22 protein-coding genes and 2 pseudogenes are annotated in these 25,125 nt (G+C 68.1%); 18 read left to right on the top strand and 6 right to left on the bottom strand.

Annotated features, from left to right (window positions below; genetic code table 11):
* The first annotated feature begins 3 nt into the window (after positions 1-3).
* The 4 genes from QF037_RS47485 to QF037_RS47470 are packed head-to-tail and all read left to right on the top strand — an operon-like array spanning position 4 to position 4,292.
* Positions 4-954, top strand: a complete 951-nt coding sequence (locus QF037_RS47485; RefSeq protein ID WP_307036412.1) for a TIM barrel protein — start codon at positions 4-6, stop codon at positions 952-954.
* A gap of 9 nt (positions 955-963) precedes the next feature.
* Positions 964-2,385, top strand: a complete 1,422-nt coding sequence (locus QF037_RS47480) for a sugar porter family MFS transporter (protein WP_307036410.1) — start codon at positions 964-966, stop codon at positions 2,383-2,385.
* 24 nt (positions 2,386-2,409) lie between these two features.
* A complete protein-coding gene (locus tag QF037_RS47475) occupies positions 2,410-3,429 on the top strand; it encodes a Gfo/Idh/MocA family protein (protein ID WP_307036409.1) in 1,020 nt (339 codons plus the stop codon).
* Positions 3,426-4,292: a sugar phosphate isomerase/epimerase family protein gene (locus tag QF037_RS47470; protein ID WP_307036407.1), complete on the top strand. Its 867-nt coding sequence runs from the start codon at positions 3,426-3,428 to the stop codon at positions 4,290-4,292. Before QF037_RS47475 ends, QF037_RS47470 begins: the two co-directional genes overlap by 4 nt.
* A gap of 216 nt (positions 4,293-4,508) precedes the next feature.
* Here the strand turns inward: QF037_RS47470 and QF037_RS47465 are convergent, their stop codons facing one another.
* Positions 4,509-4,640: a hypothetical protein gene (locus tag QF037_RS47465; RefSeq protein ID WP_307036405.1), complete on the bottom strand. Its 132-nt coding sequence runs from the start codon at positions 4,638-4,640 to the stop codon at positions 4,509-4,511.
* 104 nt (positions 4,641-4,744) lie between these two features.
* Entirely contained in the window at positions 4,745-4,930 is a 186-nt protein-coding gene (locus tag QF037_RS47460; RefSeq protein ID WP_307036403.1) for a hypothetical protein, read from the bottom strand.
* A gap of 224 nt (positions 4,931-5,154) precedes the next feature.
* Between QF037_RS47460 and QF037_RS47455 the strand changes: the two genes are divergently transcribed.
* Positions 5,155-5,418, top strand: coding sequence for a hypothetical protein (locus QF037_RS47455; protein WP_307036401.1), 264 nt, complete (start codon positions 5,155-5,157; stop codon positions 5,416-5,418).
* Positions 5,419-5,453: 35 nt separating this feature from the next.
* A complete protein-coding gene (locus tag QF037_RS47450; RefSeq protein ID WP_307036399.1) occupies positions 5,454-5,612 on the top strand; it encodes a hypothetical protein in 159 nt (52 codons plus the stop codon).
* Positions 5,613-5,795: 183 nt separating this feature from the next.
* Here the strand turns inward: QF037_RS47450 and QF037_RS47445 are convergent, their stop codons facing one another.
* A complete protein-coding gene (locus QF037_RS47445; protein ID WP_307036397.1) occupies positions 5,796-7,394 on the bottom strand; it encodes a PucR family transcriptional regulator in 1,599 nt (532 codons plus the stop codon).
* Between the two features lie 109 nt (positions 7,395-7,503).
* Here QF037_RS47445 and QF037_RS47440 point away from each other — a divergent pair, with 109 nt between their 5' ends.
* The 6 genes and pseudogenes from QF037_RS47440 to QF037_RS47415 form a co-directional block, all read left to right on the top strand.
* The gene (locus QF037_RS47440) at positions 7,504-8,421 is read left to right on the top strand and encodes an ABC transporter substrate-binding protein (RefSeq protein ID WP_307036395.1); all 918 of its coding nucleotides are present in this window, start codon (positions 7,504-7,506) and stop codon (positions 8,419-8,421) included.
* Positions 8,418-9,401, top strand: a complete 984-nt coding sequence (locus QF037_RS47435; RefSeq protein WP_307036393.1) for an amino acid ABC transporter permease — start codon at positions 8,418-8,420, stop codon at positions 9,399-9,401. The genes QF037_RS47440 and QF037_RS47435 overlap by 4 nt, the downstream gene beginning before the upstream one ends.
* Positions 9,398-10,174: an amino acid ABC transporter ATP-binding protein gene (locus QF037_RS47430; protein ID WP_307036392.1), complete on the top strand. Its 777-nt coding sequence runs from the start codon at positions 9,398-9,400 to the stop codon at positions 10,172-10,174. The genes QF037_RS47435 and QF037_RS47430 overlap by 4 nt, the downstream gene beginning before the upstream one ends.
* Positions 10,175-10,254: 80 nt before the next feature.
* Positions 10,255-11,016 (top strand): gamma-glutamyl-gamma-aminobutyrate hydrolase family protein, encoded by a 762-nt coding sequence (locus QF037_RS47425; protein ID WP_307036389.1) that lies wholly within the window; start codon positions 10,255-10,257, stop codon positions 11,014-11,016.
* Positions 11,013-12,335 carry a diaminopimelate decarboxylase gene (locus QF037_RS47420; RefSeq protein WP_307036388.1) on the top strand — a complete coding sequence of 441 codons (1,323 nt, stop codon included), beginning with the start codon at positions 11,013-11,015 and terminating at the stop codon, positions 12,333-12,335. Before QF037_RS47425 ends, QF037_RS47420 begins: the two co-directional genes overlap by 4 nt.
* Before the next feature lie 139 nt (positions 12,336-12,474).
* Positions 12,475-12,666: pseudogene (locus QF037_RS47415) on the top strand (transposase); the annotation flags it as partial.
* Between the two features lie 304 nt (positions 12,667-12,970).
* Here QF037_RS47415 and QF037_RS47410 read toward each other — a convergent pair.
* Entirely contained in the window at positions 12,971-15,025 is a 2,055-nt protein-coding gene (locus QF037_RS47410; RefSeq protein WP_307036385.1) for an RICIN domain-containing protein, read from the bottom strand.
* 220 nt (positions 15,026-15,245) lie between these two features.
* Complete coding sequence (locus QF037_RS47405; RefSeq protein ID WP_307036384.1) at positions 15,246-16,283, bottom strand: LacI family DNA-binding transcriptional regulator; 1,038 nt, start codon at positions 16,281-16,283, stop codon at positions 15,246-15,248.
* 527 nt (positions 16,284-16,810) lie between these two features.
* On the opposite strand from QF037_RS47405, the gene QF037_RS47400 reads away from it, so the two are divergent.
* The 5 genes and pseudogenes from QF037_RS47400 to QF037_RS47380 form a co-directional block, all read left to right on the top strand.
* The gene (locus QF037_RS47400) at positions 16,811-18,121 is read left to right on the top strand and encodes an ABC transporter substrate-binding protein (RefSeq protein WP_307036382.1); all 1,311 of its coding nucleotides are present in this window, start codon (positions 16,811-16,813) and stop codon (positions 18,119-18,121) included.
* Between the two features lie 37 nt (positions 18,122-18,158).
* On the top strand, positions 18,159-19,139 hold the full coding sequence (locus tag QF037_RS47395) for a carbohydrate ABC transporter permease (RefSeq protein ID WP_307036378.1): 981 nt from the start codon (positions 18,159-18,161) through the stop codon (positions 19,137-19,139).
* A complete protein-coding gene (locus tag QF037_RS47390; RefSeq protein WP_307036377.1) occupies positions 19,136-20,029 on the top strand; it encodes a carbohydrate ABC transporter permease in 894 nt (297 codons plus the stop codon). Before QF037_RS47395 ends, QF037_RS47390 begins: the two co-directional genes overlap by 4 nt.
* A gap of 43 nt (positions 20,030-20,072) precedes the next feature.
* Positions 20,073-22,088: a beta-galactosidase gene (locus tag QF037_RS47385; RefSeq protein ID WP_307036375.1), complete on the top strand. Its 2,016-nt coding sequence runs from the start codon at positions 20,073-20,075 to the stop codon at positions 22,086-22,088.
* A 168-nt stretch (positions 22,089-22,256) separates the two neighbouring features.
* Positions 22,257-22,796: pseudogene (locus QF037_RS47380) on the top strand (winged helix-turn-helix domain-containing protein); the annotation flags it as partial.
* A 135-nt stretch (positions 22,797-22,931) separates the two neighbouring features.
* Here QF037_RS47380 and QF037_RS47375 read toward each other — a convergent pair.
* The gene (locus tag QF037_RS47375; protein ID WP_307036373.1) at positions 22,932-23,342 is read right to left on the bottom strand and encodes a Scr1 family TA system antitoxin-like transcriptional regulator; all 411 of its coding nucleotides are present in this window, start codon (positions 23,340-23,342) and stop codon (positions 22,932-22,934) included.
* A 113-nt stretch (positions 23,343-23,455) separates the two neighbouring features.
* On the opposite strand from QF037_RS47375, the gene recA reads away from it, so the two are divergent.
* Positions 23,456-24,532, top strand: a complete 1,077-nt coding sequence (recA, locus tag QF037_RS47370) for a recombinase RecA (protein ID WP_307036370.1) — start codon at positions 23,456-23,458, stop codon at positions 24,530-24,532.
* Positions 24,533-25,125: the final 593 nt, after the last annotated feature.

The following is a 25,125-nucleotide window of genomic DNA, read 5'->3' as shown; positions in this document are numbered from 1 at the left end:
GCCATGGCAACGGCGCCATCCGCCCTCCGCACCACCGCGGGCAACCTGTGCTTGGGCTCCGCCCCCGACTCCTGGGGCGTCTGGTTCCCCGAGGACGAGCACCAGGTGTCGTACACCCGCTTCCTCGACGAGCTCACGCAGGCCGGCTACAAGTGGCTGGAGCTCGGCCCCTACGGCTACCTCCCCACCGATCCGCAGCGACTGAAGGCCGAGCTGGAGTCCCGTGGGCTGCAGGTCTCTGGCGGCACCGCGTTCGGGGCGCTGCACCGGCCGGAAGTCCGGGACGAGATGCTCGCCCACGTCCGTCAGGTCGCCACGCTCACCCAGGCCGCGGGCGCGCACCACCTGGTCCTCATCCCGCCGATGTACCGAGACGAGAAGACCGGCGCGTTCACCGAGCCGCCCGAACTGACCGCCGACCAGTGGGCGGGCTTCGGGCGCGCCGCCGACCGGCTCGGCAAGCTGCTCTTGGACGAGTACGACGTACGACTCGTCATCCATCCGCACGCCGACAGCCACATCCAGACCCAGCCCGAGATCGAGCGGCTCCTCAACGAGTCCGACTCCCGCTACACCAACCTCTGCCTGGACACCGGCCATGTCGCGTACGGCGGCGGCGACAACCTCGACCTGATCCGCCGCTTCGGCGAGCGCGTCGGCTACGTCCACATCAAGCAGATGGACCCCGCGATCCTCGCCCAGGTCGCCGCCGAGGACCTCTCCTTCGGCGAGGCCGTCAAGCGCGGCGTGTGCGTTTCCCCGCCCGCCGGCGTACCGAACCCCGCCGACGTGGTCACCGAACTTGCCACGCTCGACGCCGAGTTGTTCGTCATCGTCGAGCAGGACCTGTACCCGTGCGCGCCCGAGGTGCCCCTGCCCATCGCGGTCAGCACCCGTGAGCACCTGGCCGGCTGCGGCCTCACCGGAGTCCGACGCCCGAACAACGACAGGTAGGAGGCAGCCATGGACGTCCGGGACGAGGCGACTCAGGCCTCCACGATCACCGACGACGCCCCGCCCGCAGTCTCCCGGCGGCTGCGGCTCATCACCGTCATCGCCACCTTCGGCGGACTCCTCTTCGGCTACGACACCGGCGTCATCAACGGTGCCCTGCCCTACATGAGCGACGACCTCGGTCTGACCCCGGTCACCGAGGGCATGGTCACCAGCTCGCTGCTGCTGGGCGCCGCGCTCGGTGCGGTCGCCGGCGGGCGGCTGTCGGACACACGCGGCAGGCGTCGTACGATCCTCACCCTCGCGGTGCTGTTCTTCGTCGGAGCGCTGGGCGCGACCCTCGCCCCGACCACCGCGGTCATGATCGTTGCCCGCTTCGTGCTCGGCCTCGCGGTCGGCGGCGCCTCGGTGACCGTGCCGGTGTACCTCGCAGAGATCTCCCCCGCGGAACGCCGCGGCGCACTGGTTACCCGTAACGAACTCATGATCGTCAGTGGCCAGTTGCTCGCCTTCACCTCCAACGCGATCATCGCGAACGTCGGGAGCGAGTCCGGCGGCATCTGGCGCTGGATGCTGGTCATCGCCACCATCCCGGCCGTGGTGCTGTGGTTCGGCATGCTCGTCATGCCGGAGAGCCCGCGCTGGCTGGCCTCCAAGACCCGCTTCAACGAGGCCCTGGAAGTCCTCAAGCAGGTGCGCTCCCAGCAGCGGGCCGAGGCCGAACTCGCCGAAGTGTCCGCGCTCGCCGTGAAGGAGGCGCAGGAGAGTCTCGGCGGCTGGCAGGACATGCGGTCCACGCCGTGGATCCGCAAGCTGATGTTCGTCGGCTTCGGCATCGCAATCGTGCAGCAGATCACCGGTGTCAACACGATCATGTACTACGGCACTCAGATCCTCACCGACGCCGGCTTCGCCGCCGACAGCGCGCTGACCGCCAACATCGCCAACGGCGTCATCTCGGTCCTCGCCACCTTCGTCGGCATCTGGCTGCTGGGCCGGGTCAACCGCCGCCCGATGCTGATGACCGGTCAGATCGGCACCACGGCAGCCCTGTTGCTCATCGGCATCTTCTCGCTGGCGCTGCCCTCCGGCGACGGCCGGGCGTTCGCGGTGCTCGCCATGACGGTCACCTTCCTCGCCTTCCAGCAGGGCGCCATCTCGCCGGTGACCTGGCTGATGCTGTCGGAGATCTTCCCGATGCGGATGCGCGGCTTCGGCATGGGCGTGGCCGCGGTAGTCCTGTGGCTGACCAACTTCGTGATCGGTCTTGCCTTCCCGTCGCTGGTCTCCGGCATCGGGATCTCCAGCACCTTCTTCCTCTTCGTGGTGGCAGGGCTCTTCTCCCTCGCCTTCGTCAAGCGCTACGTCCCCGAGACCAAGGGCCGCACCCTCGAAACCCTGGAAGCCGAACTCCGGGCGCGCTACTCCTGACCATCCGTTTCTAAGGACTCGAACATGACCATACGTGTAGGTGTCATCGGCGCCGGAATGATCGGCCAGGACCACATACGACGCCTCACCGAGGTCGTCACCGGGGCCACCGTGACCGCGGTGACCGACATCGACGCCGAACGGGCCGCCGAAGTGGCCGCCCGGGTGGGCGCGGTGACACTGCCCACCGGCGCCGACCTCATCGCCTCCCCCGACGTGGACGCCGTCCTCGTCACCTCCTGGGGCCCCACCCACGCCGAGCACGTCCTGGGCGCCGTCACGGCCGGCAAGCCGGTCTTCTGCGAGAAGCCCCTCGCCACCACGGCGGAGGACTGCCTGCGCATCGTCGACGCCGAACGCGCCCACGGCCGCCGCCTCGTCCAGGTCGGCTTCATGCGCCGCTTCGACCCGGGGTACCGGCAGATGAAACAGGTCATCGCCTCCGGTAGCCTCGGCGCCCCGCTGATCGTGCACTGCGCCCACCGCAATCCGACCGTCCCGCAGTCCTACACCTCCGCCATGGCGGCCCAGGACACGGCCGTGCACGAGATCGACGTCCTGCGCTGGCTGCTCGACGACGAGATCGTCTCCGCACAGGTGGTCACCCCACGCGCCACCAGCAAGCGGTTCGCGCACCTCAAGGACCCGCAGATCATGTACTTCGAGACGGCGAACGGCGTCCGCATCGACCTGGAAGTCTTCGTCAACTGCCAGTACGGCTACGACATCCAGTGCGAGACCGTCGGAGAGGAGGGCCTCGTGCGGCTGCCCGACCCGGCAGCCGTGGGTGTGCGTACCGCCGGCAAGCACGGCACCGCCGTACAGCAGGACTGGAAGGCCCGGTTCGTGGAGGCCTTCGACACCGAGTTCCGCGAGTGGGTGGACACGATCGCCACCGGCGCCGAGCCCATCGGCCCGTCCGCCTGGGACGGCTACGCCGCCACCGTCATCACCGACGCCGCCGTCCGTTCCCTGGAGTCCGACGGCACCGTCGTCACCGTCGACATGAAGCCCCGACCCGCCCTCTACGGAGGCACCGCATGAAGATCGCCATCGACCCCTACATGTTCCGTACCCTGCCCATCGACGACATGGTGCGCACGGTCGCCGAACTCGGCTACCAGTACATCGAGTTGTCACCCCGCGACGACTTCATGCCGTTCTTCCTCCACCCGCGCGCCGACGACGAGCGCATCGCGGAGCTGAAGAACTCCCTGCGCACACACGGCGTCCAGCTCTCCTCCGTCCTGCCGCTGTACAAGTGGTCCGCGCCCGACGAGACCGAGCGACAGACCGCCGTCCGCTACTGGAAGCGGATGATCGAGATCACCGCCGACCTCGAATGCCCCCTGATGAACTCGGAGTTCAACGGCCGCCCCGACCGCGCCGCCGAGAGCGAAGCCGCCTTCTGGCGGTCCATGGAGGAGCTGCTGCCCCTCTTCGAGCGGGAGGGCATCGCCCTCAACCTGGAAGCCCACCCCGACGACTTCTGCGAGGAGAACACCCCGGCAGTGAACCTCGTCCGGGCGATCAACAAGCCCTGGGTGAACTACCTCTACTGCGCGCCCCATTCCTTCCACCTCTCGGGCGCGGACCCCACGGCGGACATCGCGGCGATGATGCGCTACGCCGGCGACAAGCTGCGGCACGTGCACATCGCGGACTCCTTCAACCACAAGGGCTCCTCCGGCCTGCGGTACATCCTCAACCCGCCCGGCACCCCGGCCCGGATCCACCAACACCTGGACATCGGCCAGGGCGAGGTCGACTGGGACGCCTTCTTCACCACCCTGCGCGAGCTGGGCTTCGACGGCGTCGCCACCGCCTGTGTCTTCGCCTGGGAAGAACGCGCCCACGAGTCCTCGGCCTTTATGCTCGACCGCATCACCAAGGAACTCGCGGCGTAATCCATCCGCCGAGCTCACCGACCTCCTCGCCGTAGCGTTCCATCCCGAGTCGCCGTCGCCGTCCTGGAACGCTACGGCGACACTCAGCTGCACGTAAGCGACGGCGGCTGCGCGGTCATGACCAGGCGCGGGCCGGGCTGCTTCTGGCAGCGCAAGAAGGGCACCCCGCCCGGTGCGGGTCAGGTGCCCTTCTCTGCGTGTGACGCCATGGCCCAGTTATGCCGCGCCGGCCCGGACGAACGCGTCGGCCAGGTCGGCGGGGCGGGTGAAGAGGGCCTCGTGGCTGCCGGGGGTCTTGATCATCAGCGGGTTCTTCAGGCGCTGGGGAAGCGCTCGGCCCAATGCCACTCGCCGGGGAGGGAGCGATCCTCCTCGGACAGGACGTACGCGATCGGGATGTCCAGCGCGTAGAACGCGCTCGTTCCCGGCTTCTCCGTGAAAGTGCCGAGTGGCTACGGCACGAGAAGGGAGTGGATGATCCGCTGTGCCTCCTCGCCGTCGCCCAGCACGGACGCGCTCCAAGACACCAGGCGCCGTCCGGAGGCGAGTTTCGGCGCCGCTCCGGTGAGGACATAGCCACGCCAGCTGTGACCGCCCAGGGTGATGTCGTTCTGGTCGGCCCTCGCGACACACTCCACTGATCACGGCGGCCACCAGGCAGGCGAGGGCGGTGACGAGGAACCCGAAGTCGAATCGCGATGAGCGCGGCAGATCGCTGGTGAGGACAGCCACCCCGCCCTCCCCCCACCCACGACGACCGCGCACAGTCCGATGTCCCCGGGGCCCTGTTCCTGCCCGCTCCGGCCCGTGCGGCCCGGCAGGCCCGCTTCCCCGAGCTCGCACCCGCGGTGGCTGCGGCGTAGTGGACGAGCTGCACCGCCGACTGATCCGCATCGGACTCGACGCGCTCGCCGACGACTTCGGCTATGCCCTGGCCGGCGGCTACGCCGTCCAGGCCCACCAGATCGTCAACCGGGTCAGTGACGACGTCGACCTTTTCGCCCCGATCACCGGGCCACCACCGAGATGCCCGCAGCCACCGAGCGCGTCATCGCCGCCTACGAAGCCGCAGGCTTCACCGTGGAACTTGCCCATCAGAACCCTTAGCACACCTACACTCGACTGAACGTCACCGACCCCACCAGCGGCATCCAGAACAGGGTGGAACTCGTCGCGGAGTTCCTCAACCACCCGCCCGTGCCCTCCGAGCTAGGCCCGGTCCTGCAGCCCGACGACGTCGCCGCCGGGAAGACCCTCTGGAAGGCCGGATACACCCGCGAACGCCTGATGGAGCTGGCCAGGAATCCCGCCGGAAAGTGAGCCGCAGCAGCGACCGCATCCCCCCTCCCGTCAGCAGCAGCCCGTACACGATGCCTGACCCGGTCAACCAGGCTGAGGGTGTCCCAGCTTGCGATCCTGCCGTGGGCAGGACCGATCACGCGCTGTCGTTCGGGGCTTTCGACATCCGCCCAGTGCGCCGCGCGTCGTGGGGTGATGGTCGGCTCAGCGCTGGAGAAGGCGCAGTTGGAGCCACACCGCGAGTCGGTCGTCGGGCTGTTCCAGGGGCAAGCCGAAGAGTTCGGCGGTGCGTCGCAGGCGGTAGCGGAGGGTGTTTGTGTGCACGCCCAGGCGTGCCGCGGCTTCGGCTACGTTGCCCACTGCCTCCAGCCAGGCGAGCACCGAGACGACGAAGTCCGTTCCGTTCTCGGTGTCATGAGCGACCATCGCGGCGACGCCGGGGTGTCTCAGGCGTGGTTCGTGGCCGAGTTCGTCGCCCACGCGGGCCAGCAGGAGCCGTGCGCGCACGTCGTCGAGGGTGGCGACGGGCGGGGCGTCCGGGTGGGCGGTGGTCACCCTGAGAATGTCGTCCGTCTCGCGGCGCATCGCGGGCAGACGTGCCGGATCCGTGTCGGCAGGGGCGATCGCCGCGCGTACGAAGTCGCCGAACGAGCTGCGGATCGAGGTGAGCGCGCCTTGGGCGAGGCGGGTCGCGGCCGCGGAGCCGCCGCCGGGCAGCAGGACGTAGACGGCGCGGGATGTCGTGGCGATGCTCGCGTCGGGGCGGACGGGCACGACGTAGCGGGTCAGGGCGTGCCCCAGGTGGGCTGTCAGGGCGAGGAGACCCCTGGCGTCGGCGGAGGCCGCGAAGCCGAGAAGGCCGAGTTCGGCTCCTGGCGGGATGGACAGACGGAAGCTGGTCTCGTGGGTGGGCCACCGGCCCTCCAACGCGCCCAGCAGCGCGCTCTCGCGCTTTTGGAGTTCGAGTTCGCTCGCGTTGCGGTCGCGGAGGATGTGCAGTGCGGCCAGTCGTGCGCAGTCGATCAGAGCTCGTTCTCCGTCGGCGCCGATGCCGTCGGGGCTTTCGATCGCCCAGATCGTGCCGAGCGGCTGGGTGCCGGCCCTGATGGTGATGGCTGCTCGTGGCAGGGCGCCGAGGGCCGCGGGGAAGCGGACCACGCCTTCGGAGCCGAGCAGGACGCGATAGCGCTCCAGGTTGTGGTCGATCTCCGGGACTCGGCGGCTGAGGATTCCTTCGCGGCGCAGGGAGTCGATGCGCTGATCGGGAGATGACGAGTAGGCCATCACCCGTCGGTCCAGGTCCTCGATCGCCACGGACCCGCCGATGACGGCGCTGACTGCGTTCACCAGAGCGAAAAGACCATCCCCGCTGTCTGCCGCCGACCCGCCGCCGACGCCTTGCGAGCCGAGGACGGAGAGCAGCAACGCGTCGAGGTGGCGCCAGGAGACCTCGTCCGCCGCCGCCAGCAGGGTGAGGCCGCTGCCCTCCGCCTCGGTGACCAGCCCGGTGCCGTCCGCCCCTCTCAGCTTGACGACCATGGCGCTGTACCCGAGGCGGGCCGCTTCCCGTACGAGTTCGGCTGCCGCGGGCTGATCGGCCGGCAGCCCCGGCATCAGCAGTACCTGGTCATGCCCGGGGGGCAGCGGGTCGGCGGGGTCGTGGAGAACGGCGCCCCGCACCGGCTGTTCCAGCGCGCCCCGCGTGGTCAGTGCGGTCAGCGCGTTGAGGATCGGCGCTCCGATGCTGTCGACGAGGTGACGGAGGGTAAAGGTCCTGTTGCTTGGCCGATCGGACAACGACATGGCCGGATCCTAAACCATTCGGACTAGGACCCCTGGTACGGGCGGAATACAGAATCGCCGCAGCGCCCGGCACCGGACCACACGTCCGACCGACCGAATGGAGACGCACATGGCCAGAACTCATCTCGTCACCGCCGTTGCCGCGACGACCATGGCAGTGCTCCTCACCGCCTGTGGCGGCGGGGGCGCGGCCGACGGCTCCGCGACGGACGGGGGCAAGGCGGCCACCGCGCCGGTCGCCGCCGATGCGGCGGTCGCGAAGCTGCTGCCCGCACGCTTCAAGAACGGGATCAACGTGGCCAGCGGCGTCTACGCGCCGATGGAAATGCTCGACTCGCAGCAGAAGTTCACCGGATTCGACTACGACCTGGGGCAGGCGCTCGGAGCCAAGCTCGGCGTCCCCTTCACCTTCACCAACCAGGCGTTCGACAGCATCATCCCGTCGCTCCAGTCCGGCAAGCACCAGATCATCATGTACGGGATGAACGACACCCCGGCACGGCAGAAGAGCCTGTACTTCGTCGACTACTTCCACGCCGGCATGGACATCGTCGTCAAGAAGGGCAACCCCGAGAAGATCCACAGCGTGCTGGACCTCTGTGGCAAGTCCGTCACGGTCGCCAAGGCCACCACGCAAGCCGATCTCATGAGGGCGCAGGCCCCGAGCTGCAAGGCCGCCGGCAAGAAGCCGATCACCGTGGTCGAGCTGCCCACCGAGGGTGACTCCCTGGTCGCCGTCCGCGCGGGCAAGGGTGCCGCCGACGTCCTCGACGCGGCGGTCGCCGAGTACACCGCCCGGACGGCAGGCAACGGCACACAGTTCGAGGTCGTCCACGACGCCGCGCACCCCACCGGCTACGCGCCGGTCTTCACCGGCATCGGAGTTCTCCGCAAGGACCACGACCTCGCCCTGGCCCTCCAGGCGGCGCTGACCTCGGTCATCAAGGACGGCACGTACGGCAAGATCCTGACGAAGTACGGCCTGTCGTCGTACGGCGTCACCGCTGCGAAGATCAACGCCGGATGACCGCCACGGACATGACCGTGAAGCCCACCGCCGGGACACACGACGTGGCCGCCGCGCCCCGGAGCCACCCGGGCCGCTGGATCGCCGCGGCCGCACTGGTCGCCCTGTGCGCGGGGTGGGTGCTCTCCCTCTGGAGCAACCAGAACATCGACCACGCCACCATCGCCGACTTCCTCTTCGACGGGCGGATCCTCCAAGGCGTCCTGCTCACGGTGGGCCTCACCGCCTGCTCGATGCTGCTGGCGACAGCCATCGCCGTCGCGCTCGCTGTGATGCGGCTCTCCGCGAACCCGGTGCTGCGCGTGGTCTCCTGGGGCTACACGTGGTTCTTCAGGGGCACCCCGCTGCTCGTCCAGATCGTCTTCTGGGGCTACCTCGGCCTGCTGTACGAACAAATCAGCCTCGGCATCCCGTTCACTTCGATCCACTTCTTCTCCGCGAACACCAATACGATCGTGACCCCGTTCGTCGCCGGCCTGCTGGCGCTCGGGATGAACGAAGCCGCCTACGCCTCCGAGATCGTCCGCGCGGGTCTGCTCTCCGTCGACCACGGCCAGGTCGAAGCAGCCCACTCGCTGGGCATGTCACCCGCGTACACCCTGCGGCGCATCATCGTGCCCCAGGCAATGCGGGTGATCATCCCGCCGATGGGCAACGAGACGATCTCGATGCTCAAGAACACCGCCCTGCTCCAGCTGATCGCGGTGCCGGAGCTCTACACGCGAGCGAGCTGGATCTCCGCGCAGAACCTCAGCCAGGTCGAGCTGCTGATCGTCGCGAGCGCCTGGTACCTGGTCCTCACCTCGGTGCTGTCCGTACCTCAGTACTACCTCGAACGCCGTTACGGCCGCGGCGCGGGCCGCAGCATGCCCACCACGCCTTGGCAGCAGGCCCGGCACACGGCCACGCGGATCCGGACCCGCGTCGCACAGGTCGCTCACACCAATCCCCGGAACGCCAGGACGGAGGCGGACTCATGACCCCGAGCCCGTTGGTCGAGGCCAGGAACGTACGCAAACACTTCGGCGCCCACCACGTGCTCAAGGGCATCGACCTCGAAGTCCGGCGCGGGGAGGTGATGTGTCTGCTCGGGCCGTCGGGCTCGGGCAAGTCGACCTTCCTGCGCTGCATCAACCACCTGGAGAAGGTCGACGGCGGCCGTATCTATGTCGACGGCGAGTTGATCGGCTACGAGGAACACGCCTCCCGCAAAGGGCGTGCCAGGGAGATGAAGCCGAAGCAGATCGCGGCTCAGCGCCGCAGCATCGGCATGGTCTTCCAGCGGTTCAACCTGTTCCCCCACCTCACGGCCCTGGGGAACATCACCGAGGCCCCGATCGGAGTGGCCCACCACAGCCGCGCGGACGCCCGGTCGCGCGGCATGGAACTGCTGCGGCGGGTCGGCCTCACCGACCACGCCGGCGCCTATCCGGCCCATCTGTCAGGAGGCCAGCAGCAAAGGGTCGCCATCGCACGCGCGCTTGCCATGGAACCGAAGCTGATGCTCTTCGACGAGCCGACCTCCGCGCTGGACCCCGAACTCGTCGGTGACGTGCTGAGTGTGATGCGCGACCTCGCGAGGAGCGGAATGACGATGATCGTCGTCACCCATGAGATCGGCTTCGCCCGCGAGGTGGCGGACCAGGTCGTCTTCATGGACGACGGCATCGTCGTCGAGTCCGGCGCGCCGTCCCGTGTCATCGACGATCCGCGGCACGAGCGCACGAGGGCATTCCTCGACAGCGTCCTGTAGATCGATCACGTGTGCCGCCCCTACGCCCCTACGCCCCTACGCCCCTACGCCCCTACGCCCCTACGAGAGGCGACAACTCCGTGTCTGACACTGTCCACCGGCCCCTGATCGCGGTGACGGTCGGCCGGGACCTGCCCGACCGTCCATCCGTCCTGAGACTGACGGAGAACTACGTACGGGTGCTGACCGGTGCGGGCGCCATACCCATCGTCATCGTGCCCGGAATCGACACCGCCGCCGTCCAGTACGTGATGGAACGCGTCGACGGCCTGCTGCTGCCCGGCGGAATCGGTGCGCCCGACCCGCACCCCCGCCATTTCGGCGAGGACCCGCGGCCCGAGACAGTCATCGACACGGACCTCGACGCACTGGAAATCGCCGCCATTCACCGTGCGGTCCGCCTGGGAATGCCCGTACTCGGCATCTGCCGCGGTTGCCAGATCCTCAACGTCTCCCTGGGCGGCAGCCTGATCCAGCACCTGGAGCCGGGCGACGTCTCCCACCTACCAGGCCTTCCCCTGGACGCGGAAGCGCATGAACTTCGGCTCGAAGACGGCTCCCGCCTCGCGAGACTGTCCGGAGCACGACTGCTCCGGGTCAACAGCCTGCACCATCAAGCAATCGCCCGGCCCGCACCGGCCCTACGAGTGGTCGGCAGGGCCGAGGACGGCGTCGTGGAAGCCGTCGAGTCGGCCGACCCCGACCGGTGGATCACCGGCGTCCAGTACCACCCGGAGGAGCTGACCAGCCAGCCTGCCCACCGCCGGCTCTTCGAGGATTTCATCTCGTGCTCTGCCCGGTACGCGGCTGATCGCGACCAGGAAAGGACCGTATCCGCATGACGAACTCCCCAGCAGGCGAGCGGCGCGAACGCATCCTGCGTGCGGCCGTGCGGGATCGGCTCGTCGAACCCGAAAGGGCCGCCCTGGCCGCCTTCGTCGACCTCGACGGCGTCGCGGCGAGCGTCGCGGCGCTGCACAAGGCGTTTCCGGACTCGGCGAATGTCCTGCACACCTTCGCGGCGAAGGCAAACTGTCTGGTGCCGGTACTGGCGGCGTTGCGCAACCTCGGCATGGGCTGCGAGGTGGCCAGTCCGGGAGAGCTCGCGCAGGCGCTGGCCGCCGGCTTCGCGCCGGAACAGATCGTCTACGACTCCCCCGCGAAGACCCGCTCCGACCTTCGCCAGGCCCTTGAACTGGGCGTCGCGGTCAACGCGGACAATTTCCAGGAACTCGCCCGCATCGACGAGATCCTCGCGGCGGCCCCCGCCTCCACCTCCGAGTCCGCCCCCGCCTCCCGGCTCGGCGTCCGCCTCAATCCCCAGGTCGGTGGCGGCGGAATCGCAGAAATGAGCACGGCCACCGCGACCTCGAAGTTCGGCATCGCGCTGGAAGACGACGGAAATCGGCAGCGGCTCCTTGCCGCCTACCGTGACCGGCCATGGCTGACATGGGTCCACGCGCACGTCGGATCACAGGGCTGCCCGCTCGAACTGATCGCCCAGGGCATCGCGAAGGCCGTGGCCTTCGCCGACGAGGTCAACTCGACCTGTGGCCGACGCCAAGTGACCGGCATCGACATCGGCGGCGGACTCCCCGTCAACTTCGCCGACGACGAGACGACCCCCGGCTTCGACGACTACGTCGCCACTCTCCAGACTCATGCCCCGGCCCTGTTCACCGGCAAATACCGGATCGTCACCGAGTTCGGACGATCCCTGCTGGCCAAGAACGGCTTCACCGCCGCCTGCGTGGAATACACCAAGATCTCCGGCGGACGCCCGATCGCGATCACCCACGCCGGTGCCCAGGTCGCCACCCGGACCGTGTTCATGCCGACTGCCTGGCCCCTGCGCCTCACCGCCCACGGCCCCGACGGGACCCTCAAGCAAGGCGAACCCGTGCCCCAGGACATCGCGGGCCCCTGCTGCTTCGCCGGCGACCTGCTCGCCGAGGCCCGCCCGCTGCCCCTGCTCGCCCCGGGCGACATCGTCGCCCTCCTGGACACCGGCGCGTACTACTCCTCCACCCCCTTCCACTACAACAGCCTGCCCGATCCCGCCGTCCACGGAGTACGCGTCGATCCCGACGGCCACGTCCACTTCAGCCCCCTCCGACAGGCTGAGACCATCGACGACGTCCTCGCACGAACCGGCCACTGACACCGCCCGGAACGACAAGAAGGGCCGGCACCACGGACGTGCTCCCCGCCGCCGTCCGTGTCGAGCACCTCGCCGATTGGGGGCACCCGTCCGGAGACAGCGCGCCGACGCACCCGGCGCACTCGGACACGGCGCCATGACTGACCTGCCCCACCTGCATGCCTTCGCCCGAGGTCTGGAACGAGACCGCGACGCCGTAAACGCCGCCCTCACACTTCCGTACAGCAACGGCCCCACCGAGGGCGTCAACACCAAGACCAAGCGGATCGCGCGCCAGATGCACGGACGAGCAGGCTTCACCCTTCTTCGCCACCGCGTCCTCCTCGGATAGCGGCACGCTCCGTCACCACCGAATGTGAGACAGGGCCGTTAGATTTACACTCCCCGAGGCGGCGCCTCGTGCGAGGGCAGTTTCGGGTGACGGGCAGGACAGGGCAGGGCAGGGCAGGAGTCGACTGGGCCAGTCGAGCGACAGCAACCCGCGTGCGGGCTGGTCAGCCAACTCGCCGCATCCGTTGGTCCGGCATAGGGATCCTTCGCGACGCCCCGGCCTCGGTCGGCAGGACGTCTCCTCCCTGGCCACTGCGGAGAGCGGGCATGGATACACGCCCGCCCTCCACACCATCGGCAGCCACTCAGTTGATGCGGACCATCTTCCAGAACTGGTCGTCGATGTTCAGGTCGTTCCACTGCACAACTGCTGCCCCGTTGCTGGTGGAGGACTGGGCGACGGCGGCGTTGAAGCCACTGCCCACGTTCTTGAGTTCGTAATAGCCGTTGCCCGCGTCGGTGAAGGTCCACTTCTGTGAGTTCGCGGTGGACGGCGTGTTCTGGACGACGGCGGCTCCGGCGGTGGTGGAGCCGTTACGGATGTCCAGGTTCAGATTGCTGTTGACGTTCTTGATGGTCCAGGCTCCGCCGCCGGCCGACTGGAAGGTGAACATCTGGCAGAAGCAGGCCGAGTTCTGCCACTGCTGGGCTGCCGTGTTGGCGGCGGTCGAGCCCTGCGGGATGTCCAGGTACTTCCCGCTGTTCTTGTTGACGAGGACGTACTGCCCGGTGCCCAGCGCCGGCAGAACGGTCTGGGTGACGTTCCAGCGCTGGCAGGCGCAGCTGGTGCCGCTCCACTGGCCGGCGATGGTGCCGGTGGCGGTGGAGGCGTTCGGGATCTCCAGGTACTTGCCGGTCACACGGTTGGTGAGGCTGTAGCCGCCGGCCGGGTTCGGGGCGACGGCCCACTCGTGGTCAAGGGTGCCGTTGTCGTCCCACTGGAGGATCTTGGCTCCGTCGGCGGTGGACTGGTTCTCCACGCCGAGGACCTTGCCGCTGGCGACGTTGAGGATCTTGAAGTAGCCGGAGCTTTGCTGTACGAAGCGCCACTGCTGGTCGGTGGCGTTGTCGGCGTTCTGCTGGGTGGCGTTCGTGCCGTTGGTGGTGGAGCCGCCCGCGATGCTCAGCATGAGGTTGCTGCCCGCGTTCGACACGGTGTAGGTGGCACCGTCCGAGATGCCGCCGCCCAGGTCGATGGTGCTGTAGGTGACGGGGTTGGAGAGGTTGCTGCCTCCATTGCCGCCACTGAGCACGAGCAGGCTGTGGCCGTCGGGCAGGGGCGCCATGCCGCGGCTGTAGCCGCCGGCGACGTTGGAGCTGATGCGCGTCCAGGTGTTCGCGGCGCCGTTCTGGGAGTTGAGGAACAGGTCGCTGGTGCTGTAGGCGCCGACGACGAGCGTGCCGTTCGGACCGCCGGTAGGCAGCCACGTGATGTACGGGGTGCTGGTGGGGATCACGCCGTCCGTCGACCGCAGGGGAATGCCCGTGACGGAGTCGAAGGCCTCCGGGTCGGCGGAGATCTTGTAGTAGACGGCGAAGTTCCCCGAGGGCGAGCCGCCGTACTCATACGTCATGACGTAGTTGCCGTTGGGCAGCTTCGCGACGGTGGGCATCCCCGGGCGCTGGCTGTAGGTGGGCATCGCCACGTCGTCCACGACCGGACCCCAGGTGTGGAGGTCGGTGGTGACCTGGTGCACGACCTTCTGGCCGTGGTCGGGGTCGCGCTGGTCGGAGTAGTAGACGATCAGCTTGCCGTTGGCGTAGAGGAAGAACGGCTCCCATACGGGGGTGTTGCCGTTCGTGTCGAACGCCGCGCCGCCGGTGGCGATGTTGCTGAGGAAGGTCCAGGTCTGCCCGCGGTCGGTGCTGGCATAGACGTCGATCTTGATGGCCGAGCGGTCGGAGGGAACCGAGGCGCCGGCCGCCAGGATGGTGCCGGCCGGGAAGTCGCCCACCGCCGTGGGCAGTTCGAACAGCTCGGGCTCCCAGCGCATGCCCCAGCCGTTCTGCGTGTCGGCGACCTCGGAGATCTTCGACCAGGAGTTGCCGTTGTCCGTACTGCGGTAGATCGGGAGGACCGGCGTACCGGTGGTGTACTGCTCGAACGTCGCGAGGAGGGTTCCGTTGGCGGAGCCGTTGTGCTGCATCCGCATCGCCCGCGGGTAGAGCGACCCGGGCGAGGGCGCACCCGACGGCGGGGTGTACATCGTCTGCGAGGGGCGGGCCAGGGCGTCTGCCCGGCCGGCGGGTATGACCATGGTCATCACCGAGACGAGCAGGATGAAGGCCAGGGACAAGAAGGAGACGGGACGGGAACGCGGAGCGGCGCCGGGTCTGGCGTCTGTCTGCGGAGGGGACATTGCGGCTCCCAGGGGGAAGGTGTGTTTCGGTGTCCGCCGGCTCGGAACGGCTCGGAGTGACGCGGCGGGGTTTGTTGGGCGCGTGGCCCGGGGGGCAGCCGGGCAACACTGCCGGGCGCGGCTCGCGCGCGCAGCGGGCGCGGCGCGACAAGCGCGGAAACGGCGGAGGTGGAGCGCCCCGGCGTGTGGGTGTGCCGGAGCGGTGGTGCGAGGGGGTGGGTCAGAGGGAGGGCGGGGGTGCCGTCGAGCCGCGGACGATGAGTTCGACGGGTGGATCGTTCGCCGGCGGCAGTTCGGTGTCAGGCTTCTCGATGGCGTGGAGGAGAAGCCGGATTCCTTCGCTTGACGCGGCCTCGAAGGGCTGGCGGACGGTGGTCAGGGGCGGGGTGACGTAGGCGAAGACGGGGTTGCCGTCGAAGCCGACGACGCTGACGTCTTCGGGCACCCGGCGACCGCTTTCCCGCAGGCCGTGGATCAGTCCGATGGCCATCTCGTCGCCTGCGGCGAACACCGCGGTCACCAAGCGGTCCGAGGCCAGCCCGAGGCCCGCGGCATACCCGGAGGCCGCCGACCAGTCGCCGTTCAGCACGGGCGGTTCGTGCGCGCCGCGGGCCGCCAGCGCCGCCCGCCATCCCTCGATACGGTCCTTGGTGGCGTACCACCGCCGCGGCCCCGCGAGGTGATGGACAGTCGAATGCCCCAGGTCCAGCAGGTGTTCGGTGGCCGCGCGGGCCAGCTCATGGGCACCCACGCCGACGGTCAGTGTCCGGGCGGCGGTGAAGGCGGGCGGCGCTCCGACGAAGAGGACCGGCACGTCGACGCCGAGCGGGACATCCCCCTCGACGATGGGTACGGAGACGACGATGCCGTCCACGCCCTGCTCCAGGAGTGATTCCAGCGCGCCGGCGATGCTTTGCGGGTCGCCGTCCGGGGTGTTGACCACGCGTAGCGCGTAACCGGCGTCCCGTACGGCCTGTTCGATGCCCACGAGCAGGGAGGCGGTTCCATACCCGGCTGTCGCCAGAGCGACCACACCGATGGACCGGGTACGGCCGGAGGCCAGTGCCCTGGCCGCATGGTTCAGCCGGTAGCCGAGTTCCTCGGCGGCCGCCAGGACACGTCGGCGGGACTCGTCGGAGACATACGGCTCGTTGTTGAGGACCCGGGAGACCGTCTTGCGTGAGACGCCGGCCAGCCTGGCCACGTCCTCACTACGCGGCGCGGAGGAGCCCGCACCGCGCTCCAGCCCTGTTGTCATGAAGTCTCCCCATGGCCGTGTTCTCCATCGAACGGAGTCAAGTTACATGACCGCGCGGTCTGACCGCGCGGTCAATGTGTAGTCATCCGCCGAGCGCACGTCAAGAGTTCTCGCAACGCCACCTGTCTCCGGCGCGACGGACATCGAGGTCGGCAGGCTGGCGGACCGAGTCGCTGGAGGCGCCCAAGGAGGGCGTTCCCGGCACGCATTCCTGCAGCTCAAGCGGCAATCAGGGGGCCGGGGACGGTTCGATGGCCAGCCATGTCAGCCCCATCCGTCTGGCCTGGCTGCCGACACGCGGGGCTCGCGGCCGAACCCGATCCGTCATGGATCCCCGGACGGAAAGTCTTGACAGCGAGTCCACAGAGCGTTCACGCTTCCTGGCGTCCGACGATCGTGTTTGTTTGGTCGTGTTGGATTCTGGTTCTCGACCGACCTCAAGTGGTCCCTCGACGACCCGCTCTTCGTCATACCCCCGTCCGGCTGACGTGCCATTCCTGGGCACCGCCAGCCCAGTAGGAGCCGAAATGCACCGTTCCTCCCCCGGTCAGTCCATGCCTGGAACCAGCCGCCGCACCGTGCTCCGCGGACTCGGCGGAGCCGCGGTCCTGGGCGCCGGCATCCCCCTGCTGAGTGCCTGCGCCGGTAGTTCCGCCTCGTCGGACACCAAGACCGTCACCGTCGGCTCCAACGCGTCCGACGCCGTCCCGAAGAAGGCGTACGGCGACGTCTACGCGGCCTTCACGACGCAGTCCGGGATCCAGGTCGCCCTCAACACCAAGGACCACAACACCTTCCAGGAGCAGATCAACTCCTACCTGCAGGGAACGCCGGACGACGTGTTCCAGTGGTTCGCCGGCTACCGGATGCAGTTCTTCGCGGCCAAGGGTCTGGCCTCCCCGATCGACGACGTGTGGAAGACGATCGGCGGCAACTTCCCTCCGGCGATGCACGACCTGAGCAAGGGTCAGGACGGCAAGTTCTACTTGGTGCCGCTGACCACGTCGCCGTGGGCGGTCTTCTACCGCAAGAGTGTCTTCCAAAAGTACGGCTACGAGGTCCCCACCACGTGGGACGCGTACGTCGCCCTGTGCAAGCAGATGAAGAAGGACGGTCTCGTCCCGATCGCGTACGGCGACAAGGACGCCTGGCCGGCGATGGGCTCCTTCGACCAGATCAACTTCCGCCTCAACGGCTACGACTTCCACGTCGAGCTGATGGCGGGCAAGGCTTCGTGGACCGACCCGAAGGTCCGCAAGATCTTCGACACCTGGGCCGAGACCCTCCCCTACCACCAGGAGGGCGCGGTCGGCCGCACCTGGCAGGACGCCGCCCAGACGCTGGTGGCGAAGAAGGCCGGCATGTATATGCTCGGCATGTTCGTGGCCCAGCAGTTCACCGACAAGGCGGACCTGGACGACCTCGACTTCTTCGCCTTCCCCGAGATCGACCCGGCGTACGGGCAGGACACCGTCGAGGCGCCGACCGACGGCATCATGCTCAGCAAGAAGCCCAAGAACCACGCCGGTTCCGTCAAGCTGCTCGAATTCCTTGGCACGCCGCAGGCCGAGGAGACCTACCTGAAGGCCGACCCGAGCCTCATCGCCGCCTCCTCCAAGGCCGACACCTCCACCTACAGCGCCCTTCAGAAGAAGGCGTACGAGATGATCAGCGGCGCGAAGCACCTCACGCAGTTCATGGACCGTGACAGCCGTCCGGACTTCACCTCGACGGTGATGCAGCCCGCGCTGCAGAAGTTCGTCCGCGACCCCAAGGGGATCGACAGCCTGCTGTCCTCGATCGAACGCCAGAAGAAGACGATCTTCGCGTCCGGCTGAGACCGCCCCCCTTCTGAAGCGGATGAACACCGACACCATGAGCTCCGAAACGACGACGAAGATCCCGGAGGCGGCAGCCGTGCCGCCTTCGGGCCCCGCGCCGGTCAACAAGCGGGTCCCGCAAGGCCACCGGCGCCTGTTGACCCGCCGTGACCGCATCACGCTCGGCTTCATGGCCGGCGTGCCCACCGTCCTGCACGTGGCCCTGGTCTGGGTCACCGCCCTCGCGTCGATCGCCCTGGCCTTCACCAGCTGGGACGGCATCGGCTTCGGCTCCATCAAGTGGGTCGGCCTGGACAACTTCAAGCAGCTGTTCAGCGACAACCCGCAGTTCTGGCCGGCCGTCGAGCACAACGTCATCTGGTTCGTCGTGCTCATCCTGATCCCCACCCCGTTCGGCCTGTTCCTGGCCGTCCAGCTGGACAAGAAGATCCGCTTCTCCCGGGTCTACCAGACCGCGTTCTTCCTGCCGGTCGTGGTCTCGCTCGCGGTCACCGGGTTCGTCTGGCAGCTGGTCTACAACCCCGACACCGGACTGATCAACAGCCTGATCGGGGCCAACAAGCCCGGGCACTACATCGACTGGATCGGCGACCCGCACCTGAACCTGTGGGCGGTGCTGATCGCCGCGTCCTGGCGGCACACCGGCTACATGATGATCCTCTACCTGGCCGGCCTCAAGGGCGTCGACCCCTCGCTGCGTGAAGCGTCCTCGCTGGACGGCGCGAACGAGTGGCAGACGTTCAAGAACGTCATCTTCCCCACCCTGCGCCCCACCAACACCGTCGTCCTGGTCGTCACCATCATCGAGGCGCTGCGCGCCTTCGACCTGGTCTTCGTCTTCAACAAGGGCGCCCAGGGCACCGAGCTGCTGTCGATCCTCGTGACCAACAACATCATCGGTGAGTCCAGCCGGATCGGGTACGGATCGGCGATCGCGGTGGTCCTGCTGGTCATCTCCCTCGTCGTGATCATCCCGTACCTGATCTCGACCTTTCGCAAGGAGCGCAGCGCATGAGCACCCCCACCGTCGCGCTCGGCGCCAAGCAGCGCACCCCCGTCCGTCCCGCCCGCGTCGTGCTGCACACCTTCCTGGTAGTGACGGCCCTCGCCTGGCTGGCCCCTCTCCTGTGGGCTGCCTTCTCAGCGCTGAGGCCCTACTCCGAGACCAGCGAGAAGGGTTACGTGTCCTGGCCCGACAAACTGAGTCTGGACAACTTCACCAACGCGTTCGAGCAGTCCGACATGCTGCACTACTTCGGGAACACGCTGCTCATCGCGGTCCCGGCCGTACTGGTCACCCTGCTGCTGTCCTCGATGGTCGCCTTCTATGTCAGCCGCTTCGACTTCCGGCTCAACATCGCGCTGCTGCTGGTCTTCACCGCGGGCAACCTGCTGCCGCAGCAGGTCATCATCACCCCGCTGTATCGGATGTACCTGCTCATCGACCTGCCCGGCATCACCATGAGCGGCAAGCTGTACGACTCCGCGCTCGGCCTGGTCCTGATCCACGTGGCGTTCCAGTCCGGCTTCTGCGCCTTCGTGCTCGCCAACTACATGCGCTCGCTCCCGCACGAGCTGACCGAGGCCGCCCTCGTCGACGGCGCCTCCGTATGGCGCCTGTACTGGCAGATCGTGCTGCCGCTGTGCAAGCCCGCGATGGCCGCCCTGGCCACGCTGCTGTCCATCTGGATCTACAACGACTTCTTCTGGGCACTGGTCCTGATCTCCACCGGCGACAACATGCCGATCACCTCAGCCCTCAACAACCTGTCCGGCCAGTACTTCACCGACCCCAACCTGGTCGCCGCAGGCGCCCTGCTCACCGCGATCCCCACCCTGATCGTGTACTTCGCGCTGCAGCGGCAGTTCGTCAGCGGCCTCACGCTGGGCGCCAACAAGGGCTGACACAACCCCACTTGCCCCTCCCCTACCCCCCGGAGCACCACCAGTGAGTACCGCACGCCGTCTTCGCATCCCTGGAATCGTCTACGGGTGTGACTACAACCCCGAGCAGTGGCCCGAGGAGGTCTGGGCCAAGGACATGCGCCTGATGCGCGAGGCCGGGGTGACCATGATCAGCGTCGGCATCTTCTCCTGGGCCCTGCTCGAACCGGCCGAGGGGGTCTACGACTTCACCCGCATGGACAAGATCCTCGACCTGCTCCACGAGAACGGCATCGCCGCCGACCTGGCGACACCGACGGCAGCGCCGCCGGTCTGGTTCTTCCACAAGTACCCGGAAGCACTGCCGGTGGACCGGGACGGCAGGAGACTGTCGTACGGCAGCCGCCAGACGTTCTGCCCGAGCAGTCCCGCCTACCGCCGAGCGGCGCTGCGGATCGACGGGGCGCTCGCCGAACGCTACGCCGACCATCCGGCCGTCGCCATGTGGCACATCCACAACGAGTACGGCTGCCACAACGACGCCTGCTACTGCGACACCAGCGCCGCCGCCTTCCGCACCTGGCTGCGCGCCCGCTACGGCGACGACCTTGACGCCCTCAACCATGCCTGGGGCACCACGTTCTGGAGCCAGTGGTACTACGACTGGGACGAGATCCTGCCGCCCCGCACCACCGCCGCTCCCCCGAACCCCACCCACCAGCTCGACTGGCGCCGCTTCTGCTCCGACGAACTGCTCTCCCTGTGCACCGCCGAACGCGAGGTACTGCGCCGGGCCGCTCCGGATACCCCCGCGACAACCAACTTCGTGGTCCTGCGCACCATCGACGCCCTCGACTACTGGCGCTGGGCACCGGAGCTGGACATCCTCTCCAACGACCACTACCTGCTGTCCGACGACCCGGAGGCCGAGGTCGACATCGCCCTTCACGGCGACCTGATGCGCTCGCTCGCGGGCGGGCCGTGGTTCCTCATGGAACACTCGACCGGCGCCGTCAACTGGCAGCCCGTCAACCGCGCCAAGCGGCCCGGAGAGATGCGCCGCAACGCCCTCGCGCACGTGGCGCACGGTGCCGACGGCATCGCGTTCTTCCAGTGGCGGGCGGCGAAGGCGGGCGCCGAGCAGTGGCACTCGGCGATGCTCCCGCACGCCGGAACCGACAGCCAGATCTGGCGGGACGTCGTCCAACTGGGCGCAGATCTGAGGGCGTTGGCCGAGGTTCGGGATTCCACCAGCACGGCGCAGGTGGCGATCGTGTGGGACTGGAACGCCCGCTGGGCACTGGAACTGCCGTCCCAGCCCAGCGGCGAACTTCGCTACCAGGACCTGGTACGGGACTGGTACACCCCCCTATGGCGGGCGGGGGTCGCCGTGGACTTCGTACGCCCCGACGACCCCGGACTCGACCGCTACAAACTCGTCCTGGCACCCTCGCTGTACCTGGTCGCGGAGGCAGCCGCGGCGAACCTCGCCCGGTTCACCGAGCGCGGGGGCACGCTGGTCGTCGGCTTCCACAGTGGCATGGTCGACGAGAACGCCCACGTGTACCTGGGCGGCTACCCCGGCGCATTCCGTGATGTCCTCGGCGTGGTCACCGACGAGCTCTTCCCTCTGCTGCCGGGCGAGACGACCGGCCTGACCGGAGACGTGGCGTCGGGCGCCACGGCCGACCTGTGGTCGGAACGCATCCGGCTCACCGGCGCACAGGCCGTCGCCTCCCACGCCGACGGTCCACTGGCCGGCCGCCCCGCCGTCACCCGCCACCGGCACGGCAAGGGCACCGCCTGGTATCTGGGCACCCACCCCGACCAAAACACTGTCGCCGCCCTGCTCGACCGCATCCGCCAGGATGCCGACGTCACGCCAGAGCAGGAGGCACCCGCCGGGATCGAAGTCGTCAGGCGCCACGGCACAGAGGCCGACTACCTTTTCCTCATCGACCACACCGGAAACGGCGCCGAAGCGCCCGCCGAAGGCGTCGAACTCCTCACCGGCAAGCCGATCTCCGGCACCGTCAGCATCCCACCAGGAGGCGTCGCCGTCATCCGAGAGCCACACTGACCAGAGCACAGGTCGTGGGCGCCGACGTCAGCTCCGGAATGCGAAAGGGTCCACCGACTCCGTCGGCGGACCCTCGCGAAAGATCGAGGTTACTGACTTCGGCTCGTCAGGGTGAACCTTGGCGAAGCTTCTGATGGACTCGGAGTGGTGGCTGTATCCCGCTGGTGTGTGAAATATGGCGATGGGGGCGGGTTGACCGCTGCGGGGCGTCGGCGCCGGGAGTCGGTACGGATGCAGGCGGCTGAGTTGTTCGAGCAGGAGATCAAGCCGCCGGAGGTCGCACGGCGCCTGCGAGTGAGCCCGAAATCGGCTTACCAGTGGCACCAGTTGTGGCGGGACGGCGGCGTGCGGGCTCTGGCCTCCCGTGGGCCGAGCGGATCCCGTTGCCGACTGTCCCCACGCTGTCTGGAGAAACTGGCCGCGTACCTCGATGAGGGCCCGGCCGCCCACGGCTGGGTGGAGGACCAGGTGTGGACCGCGGCGAGGGTGGCCACGCTGATCGGCAGGAAGTTCCACGTCTGCTACAGCGTCTCCGGAGCTACCCGGTTGATGCACCGGCTCGGCTTCAGTCCGCAGGTCCCCGCACGCAGGGTCGCAGAACGCGACGAGCAGGCCGTCACTGCGTGGAAGGAGGTGACCTGGGCCAAGGTAAAAGAGCCCGGGCGGCCTGCGGGGGCTACATCTGCTTCGAGAATGAAGCAGGGTTCGCTGAGCAACTGCTCGCGTGCGCCTCCCACGACATGCCGGTCCAGCGCCTTGCCCCCGACGGCAGCGCGCTGCCCGCGGAGACGCTGCTGGAGCAGTGGGACCACGAAAGCCTCACCCATTCGTGACCTCGCGCTGTCAGCTCGTCGCCAACACGGCCGTGACCAGGTCCCGGGCAGCCTGACCGTAGACGGCAGAGGGGTGGAGGAGCCCGAACACCTTGCGGAACAGATCGACCCGGTCCTGGTCGGTGATCGTCTCGGCCCCGCGGTATCCCTCGACCTCGACCCTGTGGTCGTCGAAGATCGAGAATCCGCCTCCAGGATAAACTCCGAGGGGCACGGGCCTGGATAAACCCCAGAGACAGGCCGGCAGATCCATCCCGTCCAGCAGCCGGCGAAGCTGGCCTCGCATGACCTCGGACCCGCCGAGATGGGTGTTCAGCGCTTGATCGCCCAGCAGGATATGGAAGGTCCTGCCCTCCTGGCCAACGGGGTCCGGTGCGCGACCCGTCCCGCTCCCCTCTGTTTGGTACCTTTCACTGGACACGCAAATCGATCGGATGTTCGCCTACTGGGATCTCCGAGACGTCCGTTGTCGGCAGTAGACGCTCACGTTCTCCGACGTGCGGCGTGCCACACAATCGGACCGGGTGAAAGCTCATGGCAGGAACCGACCACGAAAAGGCGCTGGACACCGCGCTCGCACAGATCGAGCGGAAATTTGGCAGGGGCGCGGTCATGCGCCTCGGCGAGCGGCCCAATGAGCCCATCGAGGTGATCCCTACAGGATCGACCGCGCTGGACGTGGCGCTCGGCGTGGGCGGTCTGCCCCGCGGCCGCGTGGTGGAGGTGTACGGGCCGGAGTCCTCCGGCAAGACGACCCTGACGTTGCACGCAGTAGCGAACGCACAGAAAGCCGGCGGCTCGGTGGCCTTCATCGACGCCGAGCACGCACTCGACCCCGAGTACGCCAAGAAGCTCGGCGTCGACACCGACAACCTCATCCTGTCCCAGCCGGACAACGGCGAGCAGGCCCTGGAGATCGTCGACATCCTGATCCGCTCCGGCGCGATCGACCTGATCGTGATCGACTCCGTCGCGGCCCTGGTGCCACGCGCCGAGATCGAGGGCGAGATGGGCGACTCCCACATGGGTCTGCAGGCCCGTCTGATGAGCCAGGCACTCCGCAAGATCACCGGCGCACTGCACCAGTCCAAGACCACCGCGATCTTCATCAACCAGCTCCGCGAGAAGATCGGCGTGATGTTCGGCTCCCCGGAGACCACGACCGGCGGCCGAGCACTGAAGTTCTACGCCTCGGTGCGACTCGACATCCGCCGCATCGAGACGCTGAAGGACGGCACGGACGCGGTCGGCAACCGCACCCGCGTCAAGGTCGTCAAGAACAAGGTCGCGCCGCCCTTCAAGCAGGCAGAGTTCGACATCCTCTACGGGCACGGCATCAGCCGCGAGGGCGGCCTGATCGACATGGGCGTGGAGCACGGCTTCGTCCGCAAGGCCGGCGCCTGGTACACCTACGAGGGCGACCAGCTCGGCCAGGGCAAGGAGAACGCCCGCAACTTCCTCAAGGACAACCCCGACCTCGCCAACGAGATCGAGAAGAAGATCCTCGAGAAGCTCGGAATCGGGGCACCGGCGAAGCCCGCAGTCGCCGAGGACACGGGCACCGTCCCGGCCCCTGGTGCCGCCCGGACCTCGGCGGGAAACGCCGCCTGACAGGCACGGGCGCGGCCTGGCCGGGGGCAGGCTTCCGACATGTTCAGCATCTCGGCGTGCTCCACGGCCCAGATCCGCTCGCGTCCCTGTTCCGTGCCGAGAACCTGCTCGTGCGCGCCCGGGCGTTACCAGCCCATAGGCGAAGCGCGGAGGACACCGCGCTCGGCGAGGAATCGATGACCACGTCAGGATCCGGCTGGTCGGGAGCGGCCGGATGTGTCGGGGATGCCGGGCCCTTCGGGCATGGCTCTCTCCTCGTGGGAGTCGGCTGGAGGCACAGGTGACTGGGGAGCAGGGGGAGTTGTGCATCCCGCGCGAGCGGAGGTGTTCCGTGGCGCAAGATCCGGACCATTCTCGGACCAAGTTGGCGGCAATCACCGACAGCACTCTCGTTTTCGCAGATCAACGCAGCCGCCACGCGTGTACCAGCAGCAGACCAAGAACCTGCCGGCGACCGTCTCTGCCCCTCGGATTCTGCCGCCATTCACGCAACCCCGACGTGATGACGTCATGCTGTTGACCTGCAACAACCCACCGAACGGGGGGCGATTGGAAGGCGATTCGACCCGTCAGACTTCTGGATGAGGTGACGT

The organism is Streptomyces canus (assembly GCF_030815415.1).
GTDB classification, from domain to species: Bacteria; Actinomycetota; Actinomycetes; order Streptomycetales; family Streptomycetaceae; genus Streptomyces; species Streptomyces canus_F.
Note: the sequence above shows the minus strand (reverse complement) of the source record. Positions and strands in the feature narration are given on the sequence as shown.